This is a genomic window from Pantoea sp. SOD02, from assembly GCF_024707505.1.
In the GTDB taxonomy this organism is placed as follows: domain Bacteria; phylum Pseudomonadota; class Gammaproteobacteria; order Enterobacterales; family Enterobacteriaceae; genus Pantoea; species Pantoea symbiotica.
Window position 1 is genome coordinate 3,571,134 of record NZ_CP102604.1, and the last position, 15,388, is coordinate 3,586,521.

The 15,388-nt window shown below is 59.0% G+C and carries 22 protein-coding genes; all 22 read right to left on the reverse strand.

All coding sequences use genetic code 11. The annotated features are described in order from the left end of the window. Nucleotides 1–55 precede the first annotated feature (55 nt). The 22 genes from NR302_RS16435 to NR302_RS16540 all read right to left on the reverse strand — a co-directional run bounded on the left by NR302_RS16435 (nucleotide 56) and on the right by NR302_RS16540 (nucleotide 15,349). Nucleotides 56–1,156 (reverse strand): phage late control D family protein, encoded by a 1,101-nt coding sequence (locus tag NR302_RS16435; protein ID WP_258143966.1) that lies wholly within the window; start codon nucleotides 1,154–1,156, stop codon nucleotides 56–58. Continuing rightward, entirely contained in the window at nucleotides 1,153–1,638 is a 486-nt protein-coding gene (locus NR302_RS16440; RefSeq protein WP_049850603.1) for a phage tail protein, read from the reverse strand. Before NR302_RS16440 ends, NR302_RS16435 begins: the two co-directional genes overlap by 4 nt. Continuing rightward, nucleotides 1,635–4,784, reverse strand: coding sequence for a phage tail tape measure protein (locus NR302_RS16445; RefSeq protein WP_258143967.1), 3,150 nt, complete (start codon nucleotides 4,782–4,784; stop codon nucleotides 1,635–1,637). The genes NR302_RS16440 and NR302_RS16445 overlap by 4 nt, the downstream gene beginning before the upstream one ends. Further along, a complete protein-coding gene (locus NR302_RS16450) occupies nucleotides 4,777–4,896 on the reverse strand; it encodes a GpE family phage tail protein (RefSeq protein WP_258143968.1) in 120 nt (39 codons plus the stop codon). The genes NR302_RS16445 and NR302_RS16450 overlap by 8 nt, the downstream gene beginning before the upstream one ends. Nucleotides 4,897–4,910: 14 nt before the next feature. Beyond that, nucleotides 4,911–5,213 carry a phage tail assembly protein gene (locus tag NR302_RS16455; protein WP_179452110.1) on the reverse strand — a complete coding sequence of 101 codons (303 nt, stop codon included), beginning with the start codon at nucleotides 5,211–5,213 and terminating at the stop codon, nucleotides 4,911–4,913. 67 nt (nucleotides 5,214–5,280) lie between these two features. Continuing rightward, nucleotides 5,281–5,796 (reverse strand): phage major tail tube protein, encoded by a 516-nt coding sequence (locus NR302_RS16460; protein ID WP_258143969.1) that lies wholly within the window; start codon nucleotides 5,794–5,796, stop codon nucleotides 5,281–5,283. Between the two features lie 12 nt (nucleotides 5,797–5,808). Further along, nucleotides 5,809–6,978, reverse strand: a complete 1,170-nt coding sequence (locus NR302_RS16465; protein WP_258143970.1) for a phage tail sheath protein — start codon at nucleotides 6,976–6,978, stop codon at nucleotides 5,809–5,811. A gap of 111 nt (nucleotides 6,979–7,089) precedes the next feature. Beyond that, entirely contained in the window at nucleotides 7,090–8,058 is a 969-nt protein-coding gene (locus NR302_RS16470; RefSeq protein WP_258143971.1) for a DUF6602 domain-containing protein, read from the reverse strand. Between the two features lie 80 nt (nucleotides 8,059–8,138). Further along, complete coding sequence (locus NR302_RS16475; RefSeq protein ID WP_258143972.1) at nucleotides 8,139–8,543, reverse strand: tail fiber assembly protein; 405 nt, start codon at nucleotides 8,541–8,543, stop codon at nucleotides 8,139–8,141. Nucleotides 8,544–8,545: 2 nt separating this feature from the next. Next, nucleotides 8,546–9,544: a phage tail protein gene (locus NR302_RS16480; RefSeq protein ID WP_258143973.1), complete on the reverse strand. Its 999-nt coding sequence runs from the start codon at nucleotides 9,542–9,544 to the stop codon at nucleotides 8,546–8,548. Next, nucleotides 9,541–10,149: a phage tail protein I gene (locus NR302_RS16485; protein ID WP_258143974.1), complete on the reverse strand. Its 609-nt coding sequence runs from the start codon at nucleotides 10,147–10,149 to the stop codon at nucleotides 9,541–9,543. Before NR302_RS16485 ends, NR302_RS16480 begins: the two co-directional genes overlap by 4 nt. After that, a complete protein-coding gene (locus NR302_RS16490; RefSeq protein WP_258143975.1) occupies nucleotides 10,146–11,060 on the reverse strand; it encodes a baseplate J/gp47 family protein in 915 nt (304 codons plus the stop codon). Before NR302_RS16490 ends, NR302_RS16485 begins: the two co-directional genes overlap by 4 nt. After that, nucleotides 11,047–11,400, reverse strand: a complete 354-nt coding sequence (locus NR302_RS16495) for a GPW/gp25 family protein (RefSeq protein WP_258145210.1) — start codon at nucleotides 11,398–11,400, stop codon at nucleotides 11,047–11,049. The genes NR302_RS16490 and NR302_RS16495 overlap by 14 nt, the downstream gene beginning before the upstream one ends. Then, nucleotides 11,400–11,978, reverse strand: a complete 579-nt coding sequence (locus tag NR302_RS16500; RefSeq protein WP_258143976.1) for a phage baseplate assembly protein V — start codon at nucleotides 11,976–11,978, stop codon at nucleotides 11,400–11,402. The genes NR302_RS16495 and NR302_RS16500 overlap by 1 nt, the downstream gene beginning before the upstream one ends. A 591-nt stretch (nucleotides 11,979–12,569) precedes the next feature. Beyond that, complete coding sequence (locus NR302_RS16505; protein ID WP_258145211.1) at nucleotides 12,570–13,016, reverse strand: phage virion morphogenesis protein; 447 nt, start codon at nucleotides 13,014–13,016, stop codon at nucleotides 12,570–12,572. Continuing rightward, complete coding sequence (locus tag NR302_RS16510) at nucleotides 13,009–13,449, reverse strand: phage tail protein (RefSeq protein WP_258143977.1); 441 nt, start codon at nucleotides 13,447–13,449, stop codon at nucleotides 13,009–13,011. Before NR302_RS16510 ends, NR302_RS16505 begins: the two co-directional genes overlap by 8 nt. Further along, nucleotides 13,412–13,660 carry an Rz1-like lysis system protein LysC gene (lysC, locus tag NR302_RS16515; protein WP_258145212.1) on the reverse strand — a complete coding sequence of 83 codons (249 nt, stop codon included), beginning with the start codon at nucleotides 13,658–13,660 and terminating at the stop codon, nucleotides 13,412–13,414. Before lysC ends, NR302_RS16510 begins: the two co-directional genes overlap by 38 nt. Continuing rightward, nucleotides 13,545–13,973 (reverse strand): Rz-like lysis system protein LysB, encoded by a 429-nt coding sequence (lysB, locus tag NR302_RS16520; RefSeq protein ID WP_258143978.1) that lies wholly within the window; start codon nucleotides 13,971–13,973, stop codon nucleotides 13,545–13,547. Before lysB ends, lysC begins: the two co-directional genes overlap by 116 nt. Next, complete coding sequence (locus tag NR302_RS16525) at nucleotides 13,970–14,485, reverse strand: lysozyme (protein ID WP_061720351.1); 516 nt, start codon at nucleotides 14,483–14,485, stop codon at nucleotides 13,970–13,972. The genes lysB and NR302_RS16525 overlap by 4 nt, the downstream gene beginning before the upstream one ends. Continuing rightward, the gene (locus tag NR302_RS16530) at nucleotides 14,466–14,678 is read right to left on the reverse strand and encodes an HP1 family phage holin (protein WP_009127601.1); all 213 of its coding nucleotides are present in this window, start codon (nucleotides 14,676–14,678) and stop codon (nucleotides 14,466–14,468) included. Before NR302_RS16530 ends, NR302_RS16525 begins: the two co-directional genes overlap by 20 nt. Nucleotides 14,679–14,681: 3 nt before the next feature. Then, nucleotides 14,682–14,885 carry a tail protein X gene (locus tag NR302_RS16535; protein WP_258143979.1) on the reverse strand — a complete coding sequence of 68 codons (204 nt, stop codon included), beginning with the start codon at nucleotides 14,883–14,885 and terminating at the stop codon, nucleotides 14,682–14,684. Then, a complete protein-coding gene (locus NR302_RS16540) occupies nucleotides 14,885–15,349 on the reverse strand; it encodes a head completion/stabilization protein (protein WP_258143980.1) in 465 nt (154 codons plus the stop codon). The genes NR302_RS16535 and NR302_RS16540 overlap by 1 nt, the downstream gene beginning before the upstream one ends. Between the last annotated feature and the right edge of the window lie 39 nt (nucleotides 15,350–15,388).

Below are 15,388 nucleotides of genomic sequence, written 5' to 3' on the forward strand. Positions count from 1 at the left end.
TCTCCAAAACCCAATTGAGATTAATATTACTCAATTTAACCATTTTGAGATAGCACTATTCCATTTCAAGTGAATCTATTTTCACTTCAAGTTCAATACTTGTCGCATAACCGTTTTCCGCGCTCAGGCTGTGCGTCAGCGTTGTGATAATCCATTCCCCGGCATCAATCTGCTGTTTAAACCCGCTCACCTTTACAGGCATTTCCGTGTAGAGATCTGCGCGACCACGCGCCAGCTGAATAGAGAACGTAGCCACCCCGCGCTGTAGCCTTTCCCACTGCATTTTTGCGGCGCGCTCGGCGTTGGCCCGGTTCGCATAGGTGCGGCTCAGTACCAGCACGTTTTCATCCGTGCCGATCAGGTAGTCGCCCTGCTTCGCCTCCGGCTCCTTCTTCTGCGCGGCGGGCTTGCGGCGTTTACGCTTCACCGTGGCTTCCGGCTTTTTCTCCGGCTCACGGGTGTGCAGCCAGCTTGCGATCACGCCGGTGTAGGCGTCGCGGTCAGCCAGCGTAAAGCGATGGCCGTCGCCGTCCTTGCGCACGAGGGTGATGGCGGGCAGCACTTTGCCGCTGGCCGTTTTCCCCTGTCCCTGCCGGATAAACAGCAGGTTGCCGTTCTTGATGCAGGCCACCGCGCCGCACTGTTTCGCCAGCCGCATCAGGAAGCTGGCGTCTGACTCGTTGGTCTGGTCGATATGGTCCACGGCCATCTTCGCCACATCGTCGCCCATCGCCGTTTTAAGCTTGTGCCGCCCGGCAATCTCTTTCACCACCTCGCCGACGCTGGTCTGGTGCCACGACTTTTCGCGCTTCGTGTTGAGCGTCTGGCGGAAGTCCGCGCTGCGCGCGCGCAGGGTCAGCCGGTCCGGCGTGCCGCTGTGCTCGATTTCGTCCACGGTGTAGGTGCCTTTCGGGAAAAGCGCCTCACCTTTCCAGCCGAGCGCCAGCGACAGCTCAACGCCCCGGCGCGGCATCAGCAGCTGCCCGTCCGCGTCGTCCAGCTCGATGTCCAGCTGGTCCGCCTCAAAGCCGCGGTTATCGGTGAGCGTCAGGCTGATAAGCCGCTGCTCTATCTTCTGCGTGACGTCCGCCCCGGCAAGCTTCAGGCGAAAGGCGGGCGCGTTCGCCTGGTCGTTAATCCAGCTGCCCGCCATCATGAGAACAGCCCGCCCACTGCGGCGCCCACTTTACCGGCGGCGTCGGTGGCCGCGCCCTGCATGGCCGACAGCTGATCGCTGAGGCTGCCGAACATCTCACCCAGCGATTCGTCGGTGCGCTTCAGCGTCAGCGTGAACTCAATGCGCCGGCACACACCGTTGCTGAAAAATTCCGCCTTAGTCTGGCTTAGGCTCTCGATCACGAACATGCCGTAAATCGTGCCGCTGCCCTCAATCAGCGGCCACGCGCGGCCCAGCTCGGCAATCTGCTCCAGCGCGAACAGCGACAGCCTGCCGCCGGTGATTTCCGGCAGCAGCACGCCCGACAGCGTGATCGTGTCGTTATCCGGGCCGAGGAACTGCAGCGCGGGACGCACGCCCACGCGGCTGTTCGACGGGAAGCGCCAGCTGCGCTGCAGCTGCAATTCCTGATACGGCACCGTCTTGAGCATGAAAACAAACAGGCCCAGCGTCATCATCATGATTCAAATCCTCCACGGTCTCGGTAACTGCTGCGGGCGCGGGACTGCGCCTGCCGCTCTTTCGCCTCCAGCCTGCGCATCACCTCATCCACCACGTCCTGCGCGCTCTGGCCCGGCTGCTGCACGATGGTGATCGGCGCGTGAATGCTTACGGGTGCGGTAGCTGCTGCGGACTGCTGGCGCGGCGCGTCCTGCCGGTAGCTCTGCGCGGGCAGGCTCAACGGGTGCAGCGGCTTCGCCTCCGCCGTTCCGGCCGCCATGCCAAGCGTCATGGCCGCCATGGCCGCCAGCTGCGCGGTGCGTTTCCGGCTCGTCACGCTCACCGGTCCGCCGACGATTTCCGGGCCGTTCTCACCCACGACGCCAAACTGGCCCGCCGGGATATTGCCGCCGGTGTCGTACATGCCCGCAAACGCCGGGAAGCCGCCCGCTGGCAGCTTAACCCCGCCACCACTGACGCTGGCGGCCTGCGGTGCCTGCGGCAGCTTCGTGTTAGCCGACGCCTTGCTGACGAGGCCGAACTTATCCAGCAGCTCGCCGATCCCGGCCTTCAGGCTGTCCAGCGGATGCATGACCATGTTCAGCCCGTCGGCCAGCGCCTGCCCGAATGCTTTACCCTTCGCGGCGGCGCTGTCCAGCTCGGCCGCCGTGGACTGCACCGGCGACAGCAGGTCTTTAAACCAGCCGAACATCGCCTGCACTTTGTCACCAATCCACTGGAACACCGGCTGCAGCGGTGAAAACGCCTCGCTGATGGGACCGGCGGCGGCCCGGAAGCCGTCCACCACGCCGCCTAAATACGCTTTAATTGGCGCCCAGTATTTCCAGATAACCAGCGCCACACCCGCAAGTGCGGCTACGGCCAGCCCGACGGGACTCAGCAGCGCACCGAGCGCCCAGATTACGCCGGTCAGCACCGTGCGCAGCAGCGCCAGCGGCGACTTCACCAGCCACATCAGCGCACCACCGGCACCGCGCACCGACGCAGCCAGCGGCGCAAGGGCGGCACCGGCCAGACCGCGCACCTGCGCGCCCAGCGCCCGCACACCGGCCATCGGGTTACGGAAGGACGCAACCAGCGTCTGCCCGGCGTCCTGCGCCTTCTCATTGATTTTCTCCAGCGCGCCCTCGCGGAAGGCGTTGAGAATGCCGCCACCCTCTTCGTCATCATCACCGCCGCGCAGGGACGCCAGCGCGTCGCGGATTTTCTCCAGCCAGTTCACCGACTCCCCGGCCTCGCCGCCGCTAAACAGTGAGAACAGCTTTTTGATGCCGTCGCCGGACGACGCCAGACCGGGCGCAAGTTTTGAGAATGCCTTGCCCAGCCCGCCCAGCAGCGGCGAGAGCTTCGCCAGCCCTTTCAGGCCGAGCATGCTTAACCCGAAGCGCAGCATCAGGATCGGACCGAGCACGGCGGCCATGCCCACGGCGAGCGTGCCGAGCGCCAGCGTTACCGTTGCCACCACGGCGGCGATCTTCATCAGCCTGCCGACCAGCTCGGGATTGGACTCCACCCAGCGGCGCATGGTGCCGGTAACGCGCTTCACCGCGTCCATGATTTCCATCAGCGGCGCGCGCAGCGTATCGCCGAGGCTGCTCAGCGTGTTGGCCGCGCCGGTTTTCACCAGCAGCCACTGCGCGGACAGCGAATCCTTATTGATATCGGATTCTTTCTGCATGGAGCCATTGGCCGCGTTGCCCTGCGTCAGCTGCAGCTGGCGTCGCAGCTCCGGCATGTTGTTGGCGAGCTTCGCCGCGTCCTTGCCGAACTCCTTGCCGAATACCATGGTCATCGCGGTCAGGCGCTTGTCAGCAGGCAGATTGTTGACCTTCTCCAGCACGCGCTGGATGGTGCCCATCGCATCGGTAGTCATCTGCTTTTCAATGGCTTTCGGGTCCAGCTTCAGCAGCTCCATGCCGCCCATAAACGTCTTGCCCTGCATGGTGGCAACGGAGAGTTCGCGCACCATGGCGTTCGCCGCGCTGGCGGCGGTTTCCGACGTGGCGCCGAGGCTCAGGAACGTTGAGCCGAGCGCGGCCGCCTTGCGGTAGTCCAGCCTGTCCGCCACGCCGCCCATACGCTGCAGCACGTCGATGATGTCCGATCCCTTGGACATCGCATTGTCGTCCAGGTAGTTCAGCGCGTCGCCCAGCTGCTCGATGTTGCGGGTGGGGATTTTGTAGAGCTGCGCAATCTTGCCCAGCCCCTCGGCCAGCTCACCGGCGGGCAGCTCAAACGCGGTGGATGCCTTCGCCGCCGTGGTGGCAAACGCCAGCAGGTCGCGCTTCTGGTCCTCGTAGGAGTCGTTCTGGTTGGTCACGCCCATGCGCGCACCACCTTCGACCAGTGCGGCGTAGTCAATCGCGCCGTTGTCCATCGGCAGCTGCTCGCTGGCGACCTTAATAGCGGCCTGCATGTCGTAAAACTGCGCCGTGCGGTTGCCGTCGTTGTCGCGCAGGCCGTTAACCTGCTTCGCCACGCCCTTCATGGCGTCTTCCATGTCCGCCGAGGATTTTACGGCGGCCAGCACCGGCGCGCCCATCGCCAGCCCGGCCACGGTGGTCGCCGCACCGGCACCGGCAATTTTATCGCGCACCTCAAGCGAGCGGGCGTGGCGCTCCCGCAGCGCGTTGATTTTGGCCTGCTGCTCGCCGAGCCGCTTCAGCGACTTCTGCTGCCGGTCAATCGCCGCGCGCGTCTCGTCCGCACGGCTTTTCAGATCGCGCTGTGCCTGACTGAGTTTTTTAGTATCAACGCCGGATTCAGTGAGGGCGGCGCGCTGGCGCTGCACCGAACCCAACAGGCCGTTATAGGATTGCTGCAGCTCGCGCACGCGGTTCTTCGCCTGCTCCAGCACCCTCGCCTGCGCGGCGGTGGGCCGGTTAGTGGCGCTGAACTGCGTCGCCAGCTTCGCCGCCTCTTCGCGCGCGCCCTTGAGGTTATTGGCGGTAATAGCCAGCTGCGAGCGGGCTTTACGGAAGCCGTCGATGCGCGCGGCCTGCGCGTCGAGGTCCTTCAGGCTGGCGCGCGCGGTGCGCAGGGAATCGGCCAGCTCGCGGGTGCTGGCCTTTGCAGAACGGAAGGGGCGGGTCAGTTTGTCTACCGCGTTAAGAACAACCTGCAGGCGCAAGTCTTTATCACTCATCGCTGGTCCCTTGTCGCATTATCGCCTTATGCCGCCACTCCAGTACCTCGGTCAGCGTCATGAACTCGGTAACGGACGGCGGCCAGTGAAAGACGGTGGCAATGTCCGCCACCAGATCGTCTACCGTCAGGCCGTCGCTAAATCCGACAGCACCGACTTCTTCAGTAAAAAAGTGACCACCTCAACGGACAGGCTCACCAGATCGGCGGGGTCCATCTCGGTGATTTCCTGCGTGGTCAGCGCCGGGGTGGTGACGCGCGGCAGCACGGTGATCATCGCGTTTACGTCCATGTCCATCAGCGCCTGCAGGCGGGTGCCGCGCAGCGCGCCGGACTGCGGCTTGCGCACGACGATGCTTTTAATCTCGGTTTTGCCGCGCAGGATTGGGGTGTCCAGCTCAACGGTTTTTTCGGTGGTTTTGTCAGTCATGGTTATGGCTCGCTAAAAGGGTTAAAGGCGGCAGGGTTTCTCCTGCCGGTTTATTGCTACTGATTGATTACAGGCCCAGCGCGTTACGGTGCGCTTCCATCAAATCAACGCCATCAACGATGTGAACCATGTTCACCAGGTCAATCTCGTAGAGCACTTCGCCGTTAATGGTCAGCTTGGCGTAGCTGTTGGTGCCGGACACCTTGGTGGTGCTGGATTCGCCGGTCTTCCACTCGCCGGAGTCCAGCTCCTTGTGACGGCCACGCACGACCAGCTCCACCGCCTGCACTTCGCCGGTGTCGTCTCGCTGAATGGAGCCGGTAAAGCGCAGCTGCACGCCGTCCACGGTCAGGGTGCCCATCTGCTTGAACAGCTTCGCCTCAACGCCGCCGCAGGTGAATTCCGTATCCAGCGCGCCGTCGTCCAGGCCCATGTCGATGTCCACCGCACCGGCCATGCCGCCGCCGCGATACTTCTCGAACTTGCGGGTGACTTTCGGCAGCGTCACGGACTCGATCAGCCCCTGCCAGTTGTCGCCTGCGTTGAACAGGTTGAGGTGCTTGAGCTTGCGAGGTAATGCCATGATTCAGTCTCCTTATGCGCTGACGCGGCTGGCGAAATCGACCAGATACTGATCGGAAATGCGCTGGCGCAGCAGCAGGTTTTCCAGCGGCGGCACCGGCGTGTAGTCGTAGTCGATGAGCAGCTTGCCCGCTTTAAGCGTGTCCTTGTCGTTCACGCTCTCGTCCAGCCAGCAGTCCGCGCCGATGAGATAGCCCTGACTCACGAGGCTGCGCAGCTTGGCGCGAATGCCCTCGATAATGTCGCGGGCCAGCGACGGATTCAGCGCGCCGTCCACCGCCCACATGTGCGCCTCGGCCATGGTGTCGGCCAGCACCTGCGCGGTGCGGGTGTAGCACTCAAACGCAAACAGCGGGTCATCGCTCAGGCAGCGCGAACCCCAGAAGCGGAAGCCGTCTTTGCGAATCAGCGTGGTGATGTCGTTCTGGTTCAGCAGGCCGGAATCGGTGGCCGGATCCTGCAGGTCCCAGAACACGTCTTTGGAAATGCCGGTCACGCCGTTCACGCCGACGTTCGACAGGGATTTATGCCAGCCGGTTTGCTCGTCGATTTTGGCGCGCAGGCCCAGCGCGCGGGCGGTGGCGAAAGCGGTCGCGTCCGCCTTCAGCACGGTGTCAAAGTTGATGAAGTCCGGCCAGATGAGCATGCCCTCGCGCTGGCTGAAGTTCGCGCGGTAGGCAATCGCCTCTTCCACGCTCTGACAGCCGTACGCCGACAGGTAGGAAAAGCCGCGCAGGCTCTGCGCCACGCTCAGCAGCTCGGTAGCCACCGCCTGCGTATCGTGACCGGGCACGCCGAGAATGCGGGGTTTCACGCCGCACACCGCCTGCGCGGCCAGCAGCGCTTTCATGCCGGTGCGCTGGCCGTTGCTGACGCCGCCGATGATGTTGGCGGTGGTTTCAGCTTCGGTTTCGCCCTGCGGCACGCGCACGACGACGGTGACGGGTTTCGCCTGGTCGGCGATGGCGTCCAGCGAGCGCGCCAGCGTGCCGGACTCGCCAGCCTTACCGCTCGCGGTGAGTACGTCGGTCAGCAGTACCGGACGATTAAGCGGGAACGTGGCCGCGTCGGCGTCGTCGCCGGTGCAGACCATGCCGACAATCGCCGTGCTGATGGTTGTGATGGTTCGGGTGCCCTCGTTGATTTCCTCAACGCGCACGCCGTGGTGATAATCCTGTGCCATATGGCGGTTCTCCTGTGAAGGGGTTCCGCTATGGTTGGATAAATTTTTAATCAGTGCATTACGCTGGCGTTGTGCTATCTATCAGACAATCCATGAGTTAATTATTAATTATTACATGTTTTGCTTTGGATTAATTTCATGCAATCGCCCCTTCTTAAAAACATAGTTAGCATCTTCTGAACACATATCTCCACCACACTCCTTACACTTTTGATTTGAAATGATCCTCCCATTAAGAACCATATCTTTTCTGCCAAAGTTAGGAACGAAAAATTTCTTTTCCCCACACACTTGGCAAGTTATTTTTAGAGTAGGGAGTTCATATGAGGATACTACTGTGATTTCATTACCATTAGGAACAATATACTGCCCTAAAGAGGGTTGCCCTCGACTAAAAGCAACTGATTTATAAGTATTTGTCACCCCACCAATAAAGCTTAGAATTTCATCAAAATCATGGGTGCTCGTGAAACCGATCCAGTTGCCGTCATCTTCATACCAATACTCTCGACCAGCAACACAAATAGACCTTACAGGAATTTTACCTTTGCCATATATTTTTTTGTAACGTTCCGCCTCATTGATTTTTTTTCCACTTAAGTCAGAACTCAATGCAAACACAACAGAGCGCACTTTATCTATAGAATGTTCTTTATCATTACCTTCTTCATCTTTAATCCCATAAAGATAACTTAATTTATCCTCTAAAAATAAAGCGCTATTATGTGCAACTCTTAATTCTTTTGCAGTTAAATTTGTTTTGACCTCTATCGCATATAACACTGATTCAATTGGGAAAACACCAAGCTTACCATCGATTAATATTGGTGGGAGTATTGCCTTATTGTAAATTATGATATCTACTTGGTTAGACATTTTATTACCAAAGCAATCGATTATTTGTCCTGTACCTATACCTACGTCCGCAGGTAATAGTGGTTCAAATAGCTGACTAATCAAAATCTCCAAAACATTACCTTTAACCCCCTGATGGCTCAAGGTAGCTACTGCTTTTGCCTGAGCAATGGCTGATGCAACGCGACTTCTTAATAACTTTTGATACTGATTTTCTGAATTCATAAATTGATTCTCAGAACCATTCTAAGAGGAATTTTTTTGATTCTATAAAGCCAAATCAAATAAATAAACAGGATTGATAATTATACTGGCTGCTTAGGCCAGATAATCTTTAGCACTTCGCCAGAATTCGTGTCAACGCGGTTAAGCAGGACGCGGTACGTCATCCACGCTTTGAGGCTGGCGCTTTCATCGTCCGTCGCTATTCCGAGGCTGGCGGCATCCTGTAGCGGTGCGATGGCTTTATCGGCCACCGCCCGCAGGTCAAGCTTCATGGCGTCCAGCTGCGCGAGTTTTTCCTCATCGGTAAGCACCCGCTCGATAAGAATGGGTTTGCCGTCCATATCCGGCGTGATAAGCCTGCCCGCTGACTGACCATTAAGTAAGTCCATCCACTCTTCGTCAGTAATTGTAATGGCATCAACTGGAATGGCTGTATTGATTTCAGAATCATAAAAGGCGTTTGAATTAGCTGAATATTTCTTCATTTTTAGTACCCTACAACCAGCCAGAAAATACCCTGCGTGGTTGAACCCGCAGCTGCGGTATTTGTTATATCTATCGTCGATTTATTTCTGAGCTGTATGCCAACCGAATATTCCCCCGCGAGGTTAATCGACGAACCTTTGTTAGCAACGGCAACAAAGCCTGCGTTAGGAAACTCAATCGGCAACGTTACCGTCGTCATTGCCTGCTTGGTGTAAGTGCCCGATCCCCACTGAATAATCAGGCCGCCCGGCAGCTTCACGTAGCCAATTGCAACAAATGACTTTTCCAGACCGAGATTTTTTAGCGCTTCGGCGACCAGACCGGCATCGGCCATCTCTTTCAGGGCGTTTTTGGTCAGAGGATATTGCGTGTGTGGATTGGCGGCATCCGTGTGCTGCTTCAGTGCGTCGCCGCTGTACTTTTTCGCCTGCTCCAGCAGGGTGTCGGCATACTGCTTTGCCTCGGCCTGCAGCTGTTCCGCGTACTGCTTCGCCTGCTTCTGCAAATTATCGGCGTACTGCTTCGCCACAATCACGCCGTCGTCCACATACTTACGCGTTGCCAGCACCACCGACGGGTCGATTTTCAGCGTTACCGCGCTGGTGCTGTTCACGATGATAATCATGCGCACCGTCTGCGTGCGCCCGCTGCCCTCAGCAAGCTGCGGCTTGTAGGTTTCGGCGCAGTTAGCCACGGCAATCATCACGCCGTCGGCGTCAAACAGGCCAATCTCGCGGATCCAGAAGCCGCCCTCGCCCTCCGGGATAATCTGCTCGGCAATAATCTGGCTGCCGTTGGCGGCGTCAATCGTCAGCGAGTTTAGCGACGCGCGGCGCTTCTCACCGATGAGTTTCGTCTGCGCCGGGTCAGGCGTGGGCAGCGTGCCGCCACCGTCGCCGACGGCCAGCTGCGTGATGTTCACTTTAGTGCCGAGCGCGGCAGCATTGGCAAGCTTAGCCGCGCCCTGATTGGTCAGCAGGGCAAAATATTTTGTCGTCATGCGCTCACTTCCGTCAGGTCGATAAGATGCACCGTCGCGCCGGAATACACCGGCCCGCCGACGCTGATAAGTTCAGGGGTATAGGGATAAACGGTCAGCTCGTCGCCGCTGTAGCTGGCAACGGCCACCGGCACCGTGCCGTTTGCGTCCAGGGTGATTGAAAGCCCGATAAGATGGCGGCTGCACGGCTTGGCGTCCGCAATCACGCGTTCCAGCTCGTGATACATTTCCTCGGTGATGCCGGTATCCAGCACGCCCACGTCCAGCCGGAACGTGCCCGGCGCATCATTGGTTTTCCACCACTCAATCACGCGGATGAGATAGCCCAGCGGCTCCACCACGCGCCGGATCGCGCTGACGGTGCCCTTGTGCTGATGGATATAAAACGCGTCCTTCACCACCTTGCGCTTCACGCTTTCCGGCCAGCTTTCGTCCCAGCGGTCCACCGAAAACGCCCAGGCAAGATAGGGCAGAAAGTTCACCGGGCAGGTGTCCGGGTTCCACAGGGCGCGCAGCGGCACGTTCAGCCCGGAAATCCCGCTGCACGCCTGCGCCAGACGGCGCTCCAGCGCGGATGAGCCGGGCGGCAGCAGGCTGTTACTCATGACGCCACCCCGTCGTCCGCCACAGTTACGACGGTGCCGGTGCAGTTGCCCGCCTGCGTGCGGTCCATGATGATGTCGGCGGCGGGTTCAGTGATTTCCACCCAATCCACACCGGCCACGCGCAGCACCGCCCCATAAGACTCGCGGCGCACGCTGCGACCCAGCTTTTTCTGCTCAATAAGGTAGGCGGCAAGCCGCTCGTTTGCGGCCTCAAGACAGGGCGCGGCGGCCACGCCGTCGAACAGGTGCAGCTTCGCCTGCACGCGGTAGTCGTTGATGGTTGCAGCCTGCACGGATACGCGGTCTGCCACCGGGCGCACGCTTTCGTCATTCAGCGCTTTGTCCACTGTACTCAGTAAATCAGCGTCTGCCGCGCCGTTGCCTTCCCGGCTCAGCACGGTGACAAGAACCGTCGCCGGTGACGGGCTGATGGCGGACACGTCCTGCACACGCCCGTCCGCGCTGCGGGCGTGAAACTCGTAGGCCGCCGTCGGACCGGCAACCGATAAGCCTTCAAACGCTTCCGGCACGCGCACGCGCAGCGCGTCGTCCGATTCCATCACCGCCTCAACGGGCGGCACGGCGTCCGGGTTGGCCGGGGTGATGGTCAGGCGCTGCACGTTACTGCGCGCGGCCAGCTGGTCGAGGTCGCTGCCGAGCGCGTAAGCCACCATGACCGCCTGCGCCGCCTCGTTGATGCGCTGGCGTAGCAGGATTTCCCGGTAAACGCTTTCCTGCAGGCACTTCACAATCGGCTCAGATTCAAGCGCCAGCACGCGGCGGGTGGCGGCCTGCTCGTCCTCAGGATAGAGCGCAATCAGCGCCTCCTTACGTTCGGCCAGCAGCGTTTCAAAGTCCGGCACCTCGATCACTTCCGGTGCGGGCAGCTGCGAAAGGTCAATTACTGCCACTGTTCACCCCCGTAGGCACTGACATTGCGAGCGGTGAGCCGTCGGCGCGCTGGCCGGTCAGCTCAACCACCATGGAGCCATCAAAGGCGCTGGTTATGCCTAAAGAACTGAGGCGGATACGCGGTTCCCAGCGGCTCAGCGCCGTGTACGCCGCCGCCATTACCTGAAGGCGCACTACGTCGTTCTGCGGCTGGTCAATCAGCACCGATAGCAGCGAGCCGTATTCCCGTCGCCCGATACGGCTGCCTTCCGGCGTGATCAGGATGTCGCGCACGCTCTGGCGAATGTGCTCGGTGTCGGTGATGGCTGCTCCGGTGTCGCGGTTCATGCCGAGATACATCACATTGGTTCTCCTGAAATGTCGCCACCGGCTTTCACTTTGTCGTGTGCGTGCTTGTCAGCAATCACGCCGTTTGAACTCATTGGGCCGCCGCCCTGCGTCACCGCGCCGTTCATCACGGTTTCGCTATTGATGAGCATCTGACTTGCATCAACGCCCAGCTGGTCAGTGATCAGCTGAATGCCGTCGGCGGCTTCAATGCGCACGCTTTTGATGTTCTTAATCAACAGCTGGCCGGTGTCCGGCTCATACTGGAACCAGCCGCCGTCGTTGAACACGGTGGTGCTGCCGTTCTCTGAATAATCGGGCGGCGGGAAGGCGTCGGCATAAATGGCCGGCAGCGCGAAGGCAGTTTCGAGATTGCCGCCGAGGCTCAGCAGCACAACCTGCTCGCCAATGGAGGGTTGCCACCATGTGCGAGTATTCCCGGCGCGGAAGGTGAGCCAGTTAATCCAGTTGGTTTCAAGGTCGCCCGTTTTTACCCTGCATTGCCATTTATCCGGATCCACCTCGGACACGGTGCCGGTGCGGATCAGGTTGGTGATGAGGCGCATGATTTCGGTGAGTTGTGCATTCATTTGATTAGCTTGCGTCGAAAATGTCTCTATGGCATCTATATGTGAATGTTTGATAGATGGCACAACGCTTATAGAGGGAACATGAGGTTAATTTTCAACTTGCCAAACAGATTAATTGTCACCATAGGATTTATTGTTTTTTGCCTGATATTTATATTTAAACTCACACCCAATGATTTTAAAAACGAGTTTTACCTTGCAATCGCTATGTTTGTTTTATTAACACTACTGTCTGGCGTTCGAATTAGAATTGGACGGTCAGACACATTAAAAAACACCATTAACGCTTTGTGGAACTTTGAGACAGCCTGTGCCTTTTGTTATGGACTATACTTATTCGTCGACTACACAATTTATGGTATTGAGCAACCAGCACTTCTTACCTCATGGGCAAGAGAAAACCCGATCATGTTTACCTCTATGAGTTCTGCTCTTGCATTTGTAGCAATATTTCGCGCATCAATATCAATAGCCGAAATATTCAAAGACTCCATTTCTAAATCAAAACCTATAGGAAATACTCAGACGAAGGACGTTCCCGAAGAAATTTCATAATAGAATGAGGGGATAAAAGCACCTTTTATTAGGTGCTTATTGAGATAGCCAATTAGAAAGGATAACCTCAACATTATGCTCAGCCTCTGAATTAAAGCCAAGAAGCGGTCGGGATGCATATTTTACTTCTAGACCCTGCTTATTTATCCGCTCTCGCAAGCCGTAGTGGTGCACGCGAACCAGTCGCTGAACCGCAGGCAAAAACTCAATCACAGCTTCATTAGCATTTGCCCTCGCCTTCAGATATTTAGCAGTTTTCAGCTTCGCAAACATCTTGCGGCGAATGCGCCCCGGCTTGGTTCGCGCGGTGACGCGGCGCGGTTCCCATGCCGTGCCGTCCGGGCTGCGCTGCAGCGTGATGTTATTCTGCTGGATGCGCCGTACGTCGCGCGCCACTTCACGCAGCATCTTTGTGCGCATGGCCGGTTCAAGCTGCGACAGCAGCGCACCCAGCCACTCCTCGACCTCATGCAACTCAGCCACGGCGCACCGTCCAGCCTTCGTCAGCATCATCCGGCGCTTCCAGCTCCGGCACGGCCTCAACCGACATAACGCCGTCCACTTCTTTCACGATAACTCGCTCCGTCAGCTTCAGGTTTATGCTGATGTCGCAGCGATCATTGCCGAGAATGTCCGCCTCAAAGGTGAAAAGGCGCTCGCGCTCGGTTGCGTTCTGCAGCGCGTCCGGCTGGTTGACGCCGAGCCAGAATAAAACGGGCGCCATCAGCAGATTCTGGTCGCCGGTGAAGTCCGTCACCACCACGTTCAGGGTGTAACGGTACTCCCACGAAATCGACGTGGCGGAGGTGGCAACCACCGCGCCATTGTCCACGAACAGATGCAGGCGATCAGGGTTGTCGGCCACGTAAGGCACGGCTTTATTCAGGGCGTTTCGCAAGGACTGCGGCTTGTTCATCGTCTTTATCCTGACAGCTAATGATGGTGTCTACCTTGTCGGCGCAGGCCGCCCATGCGGCTTCGGTGTCGTCCAGCAGCGCCAACATGTCGCCATTACGGCGTGGCGCGGCTTCGTCCAGGCGGCACGGGGTGATTCGAGGACAGCCACTCACGGTAAGACTGACCTCCGGTGAGGGCCGGTCGCTGGCGCAGCCGGATAACAGGATCAGGCAAAGGGGCATCAGCCCAGCGGCGAAGCTCGTCATTTTCACGTTTGAGTTCCTCAATGGTGCGCTGCCGGTCACGCAACAGCGTGCCGTTCTGCTCGGCGGCGGCGTAAAGCTGCGTCTGCGCCCGGCTGCTGGTCTGAGTCAGAATGTTGAGGGCAATCAGCTGGCCGTTTTTCTGCGACAGCTTTTTGCCCTGCGCGGCTAAATCTTTCACCTGCGCGTCAATTTTGTTGTGGGCGGTACTGAGCCGCCACGACTGCACGCCTAGCGCGGCAATCAGAACGAGCACTATCGCCGCCAGCGCGCGCATCATGCTGTTACTCCTTTTAAGCACCATGCCAGCTCACGCTGTCGCCGGTTATCCAGCCCCTGATTAAATATGCCCTTCACGTACACCCAGCGCGGCAGCTGATAGCAGGCATCGCGCCAGCGCCCCTTTTTGATAAGCGCCACCATGGTTGAGCCGCAGGCGTTGCCGGTGCCGACGTTAAACGCCAGCGACACCAGCGCGTCGTAAAGTGACTGCGGCATAGAAACCGCAGCGCAGCGCGCCAGTGCCGCCTCAACGCGTAACACGTTGGTGATGAAATTCCCCGCCGCCTGCCGCTCGGTGATGATCCGGCCTGGCACCACACCAACGGTGTTACCAATGCCGTCGGTCCATTTTCCCGCGTCGCACAGGTACGGCTTCAGGCGGCAGCCCTCATAATCGGCGATCAGCTTCAGCCCCTCGACGGAGGTGTGCAGCTGCTGGAAACCCGGCATCGTCGCGGCGATAGCCAGCACCATGCCGACGGTGCAGCGCTTAACGGTTTGCAGATTCATACTCCTCCCGCGTGATGCGCCCGGCGGCCAGCAGCTGATAGGTTTTGCGCTTGTAGTACCAGCTGATGATTGCCATCAGCAGGCCGATTAATACCCCGGCCACGGTTGAAACGTCTTTTAGCGACATGTCGCCCAGCCATGCCATACCGACAGCAATAAACCAGACGATCCCGGCGCGGATTCTTTCCCACATGATTCAGTCCCATAGCTGGACGGCCTGCACGGTGGCCGCCGTCGTCACGTCCGGCAGCTCCACCTCCAGCCCGTGAGGTAAAATGGGGCCGTGCTCCGCCAGCCCCGGATTGGCCTGCAGCACCTGCTCCGTCATGCCCTGCGTGCGCCCGTAATGACGCCAGCAGATTTCGTCCACCGTGTCGTACTGCTGCGCGCGTACCTTCATCAGATCAGCTCAACGGTGCAGTGCGGCGCGTTCTGTACGCGGCTGATGGCCCAGCGAGCGTCGCGCCACAGGTCGCCGGTGGCGTCTTCCAGCTCTTCTCCGCGCTTCGCTGCGGCAGCGGTGGCGTCAAAGTCCTGATAACGCTCATTCAGCACCGCGCGCGCCCAGCACCACACCGCATTTTCATAGTGATGCAGCCGTACGCTGCGCCCGGCCAGCTGCTCCGACGGTACATCGGCCAGCCCGTTAAAGCCGCGCAGCTCCTGCTGTTCGCGCCACGGGTACAGCTCCGCGTTCACTTCCGCCATCGCGGTAAGCACCACCTGCTTCAGACGCTGCGGCGTCACCGTGCCGTCAACGCGCATCACGCTGCGAAACGTTGCCAGATCGATGTCCGGCCAGAATGAGTTGTTGGGAATAATTTCCGGCGTTCCCGTCGCCTTTTCCGGCGCTACAAACTGCATGCCTTATTTCTCCTGAATAGGTGGGCGGTGGACGGGGTT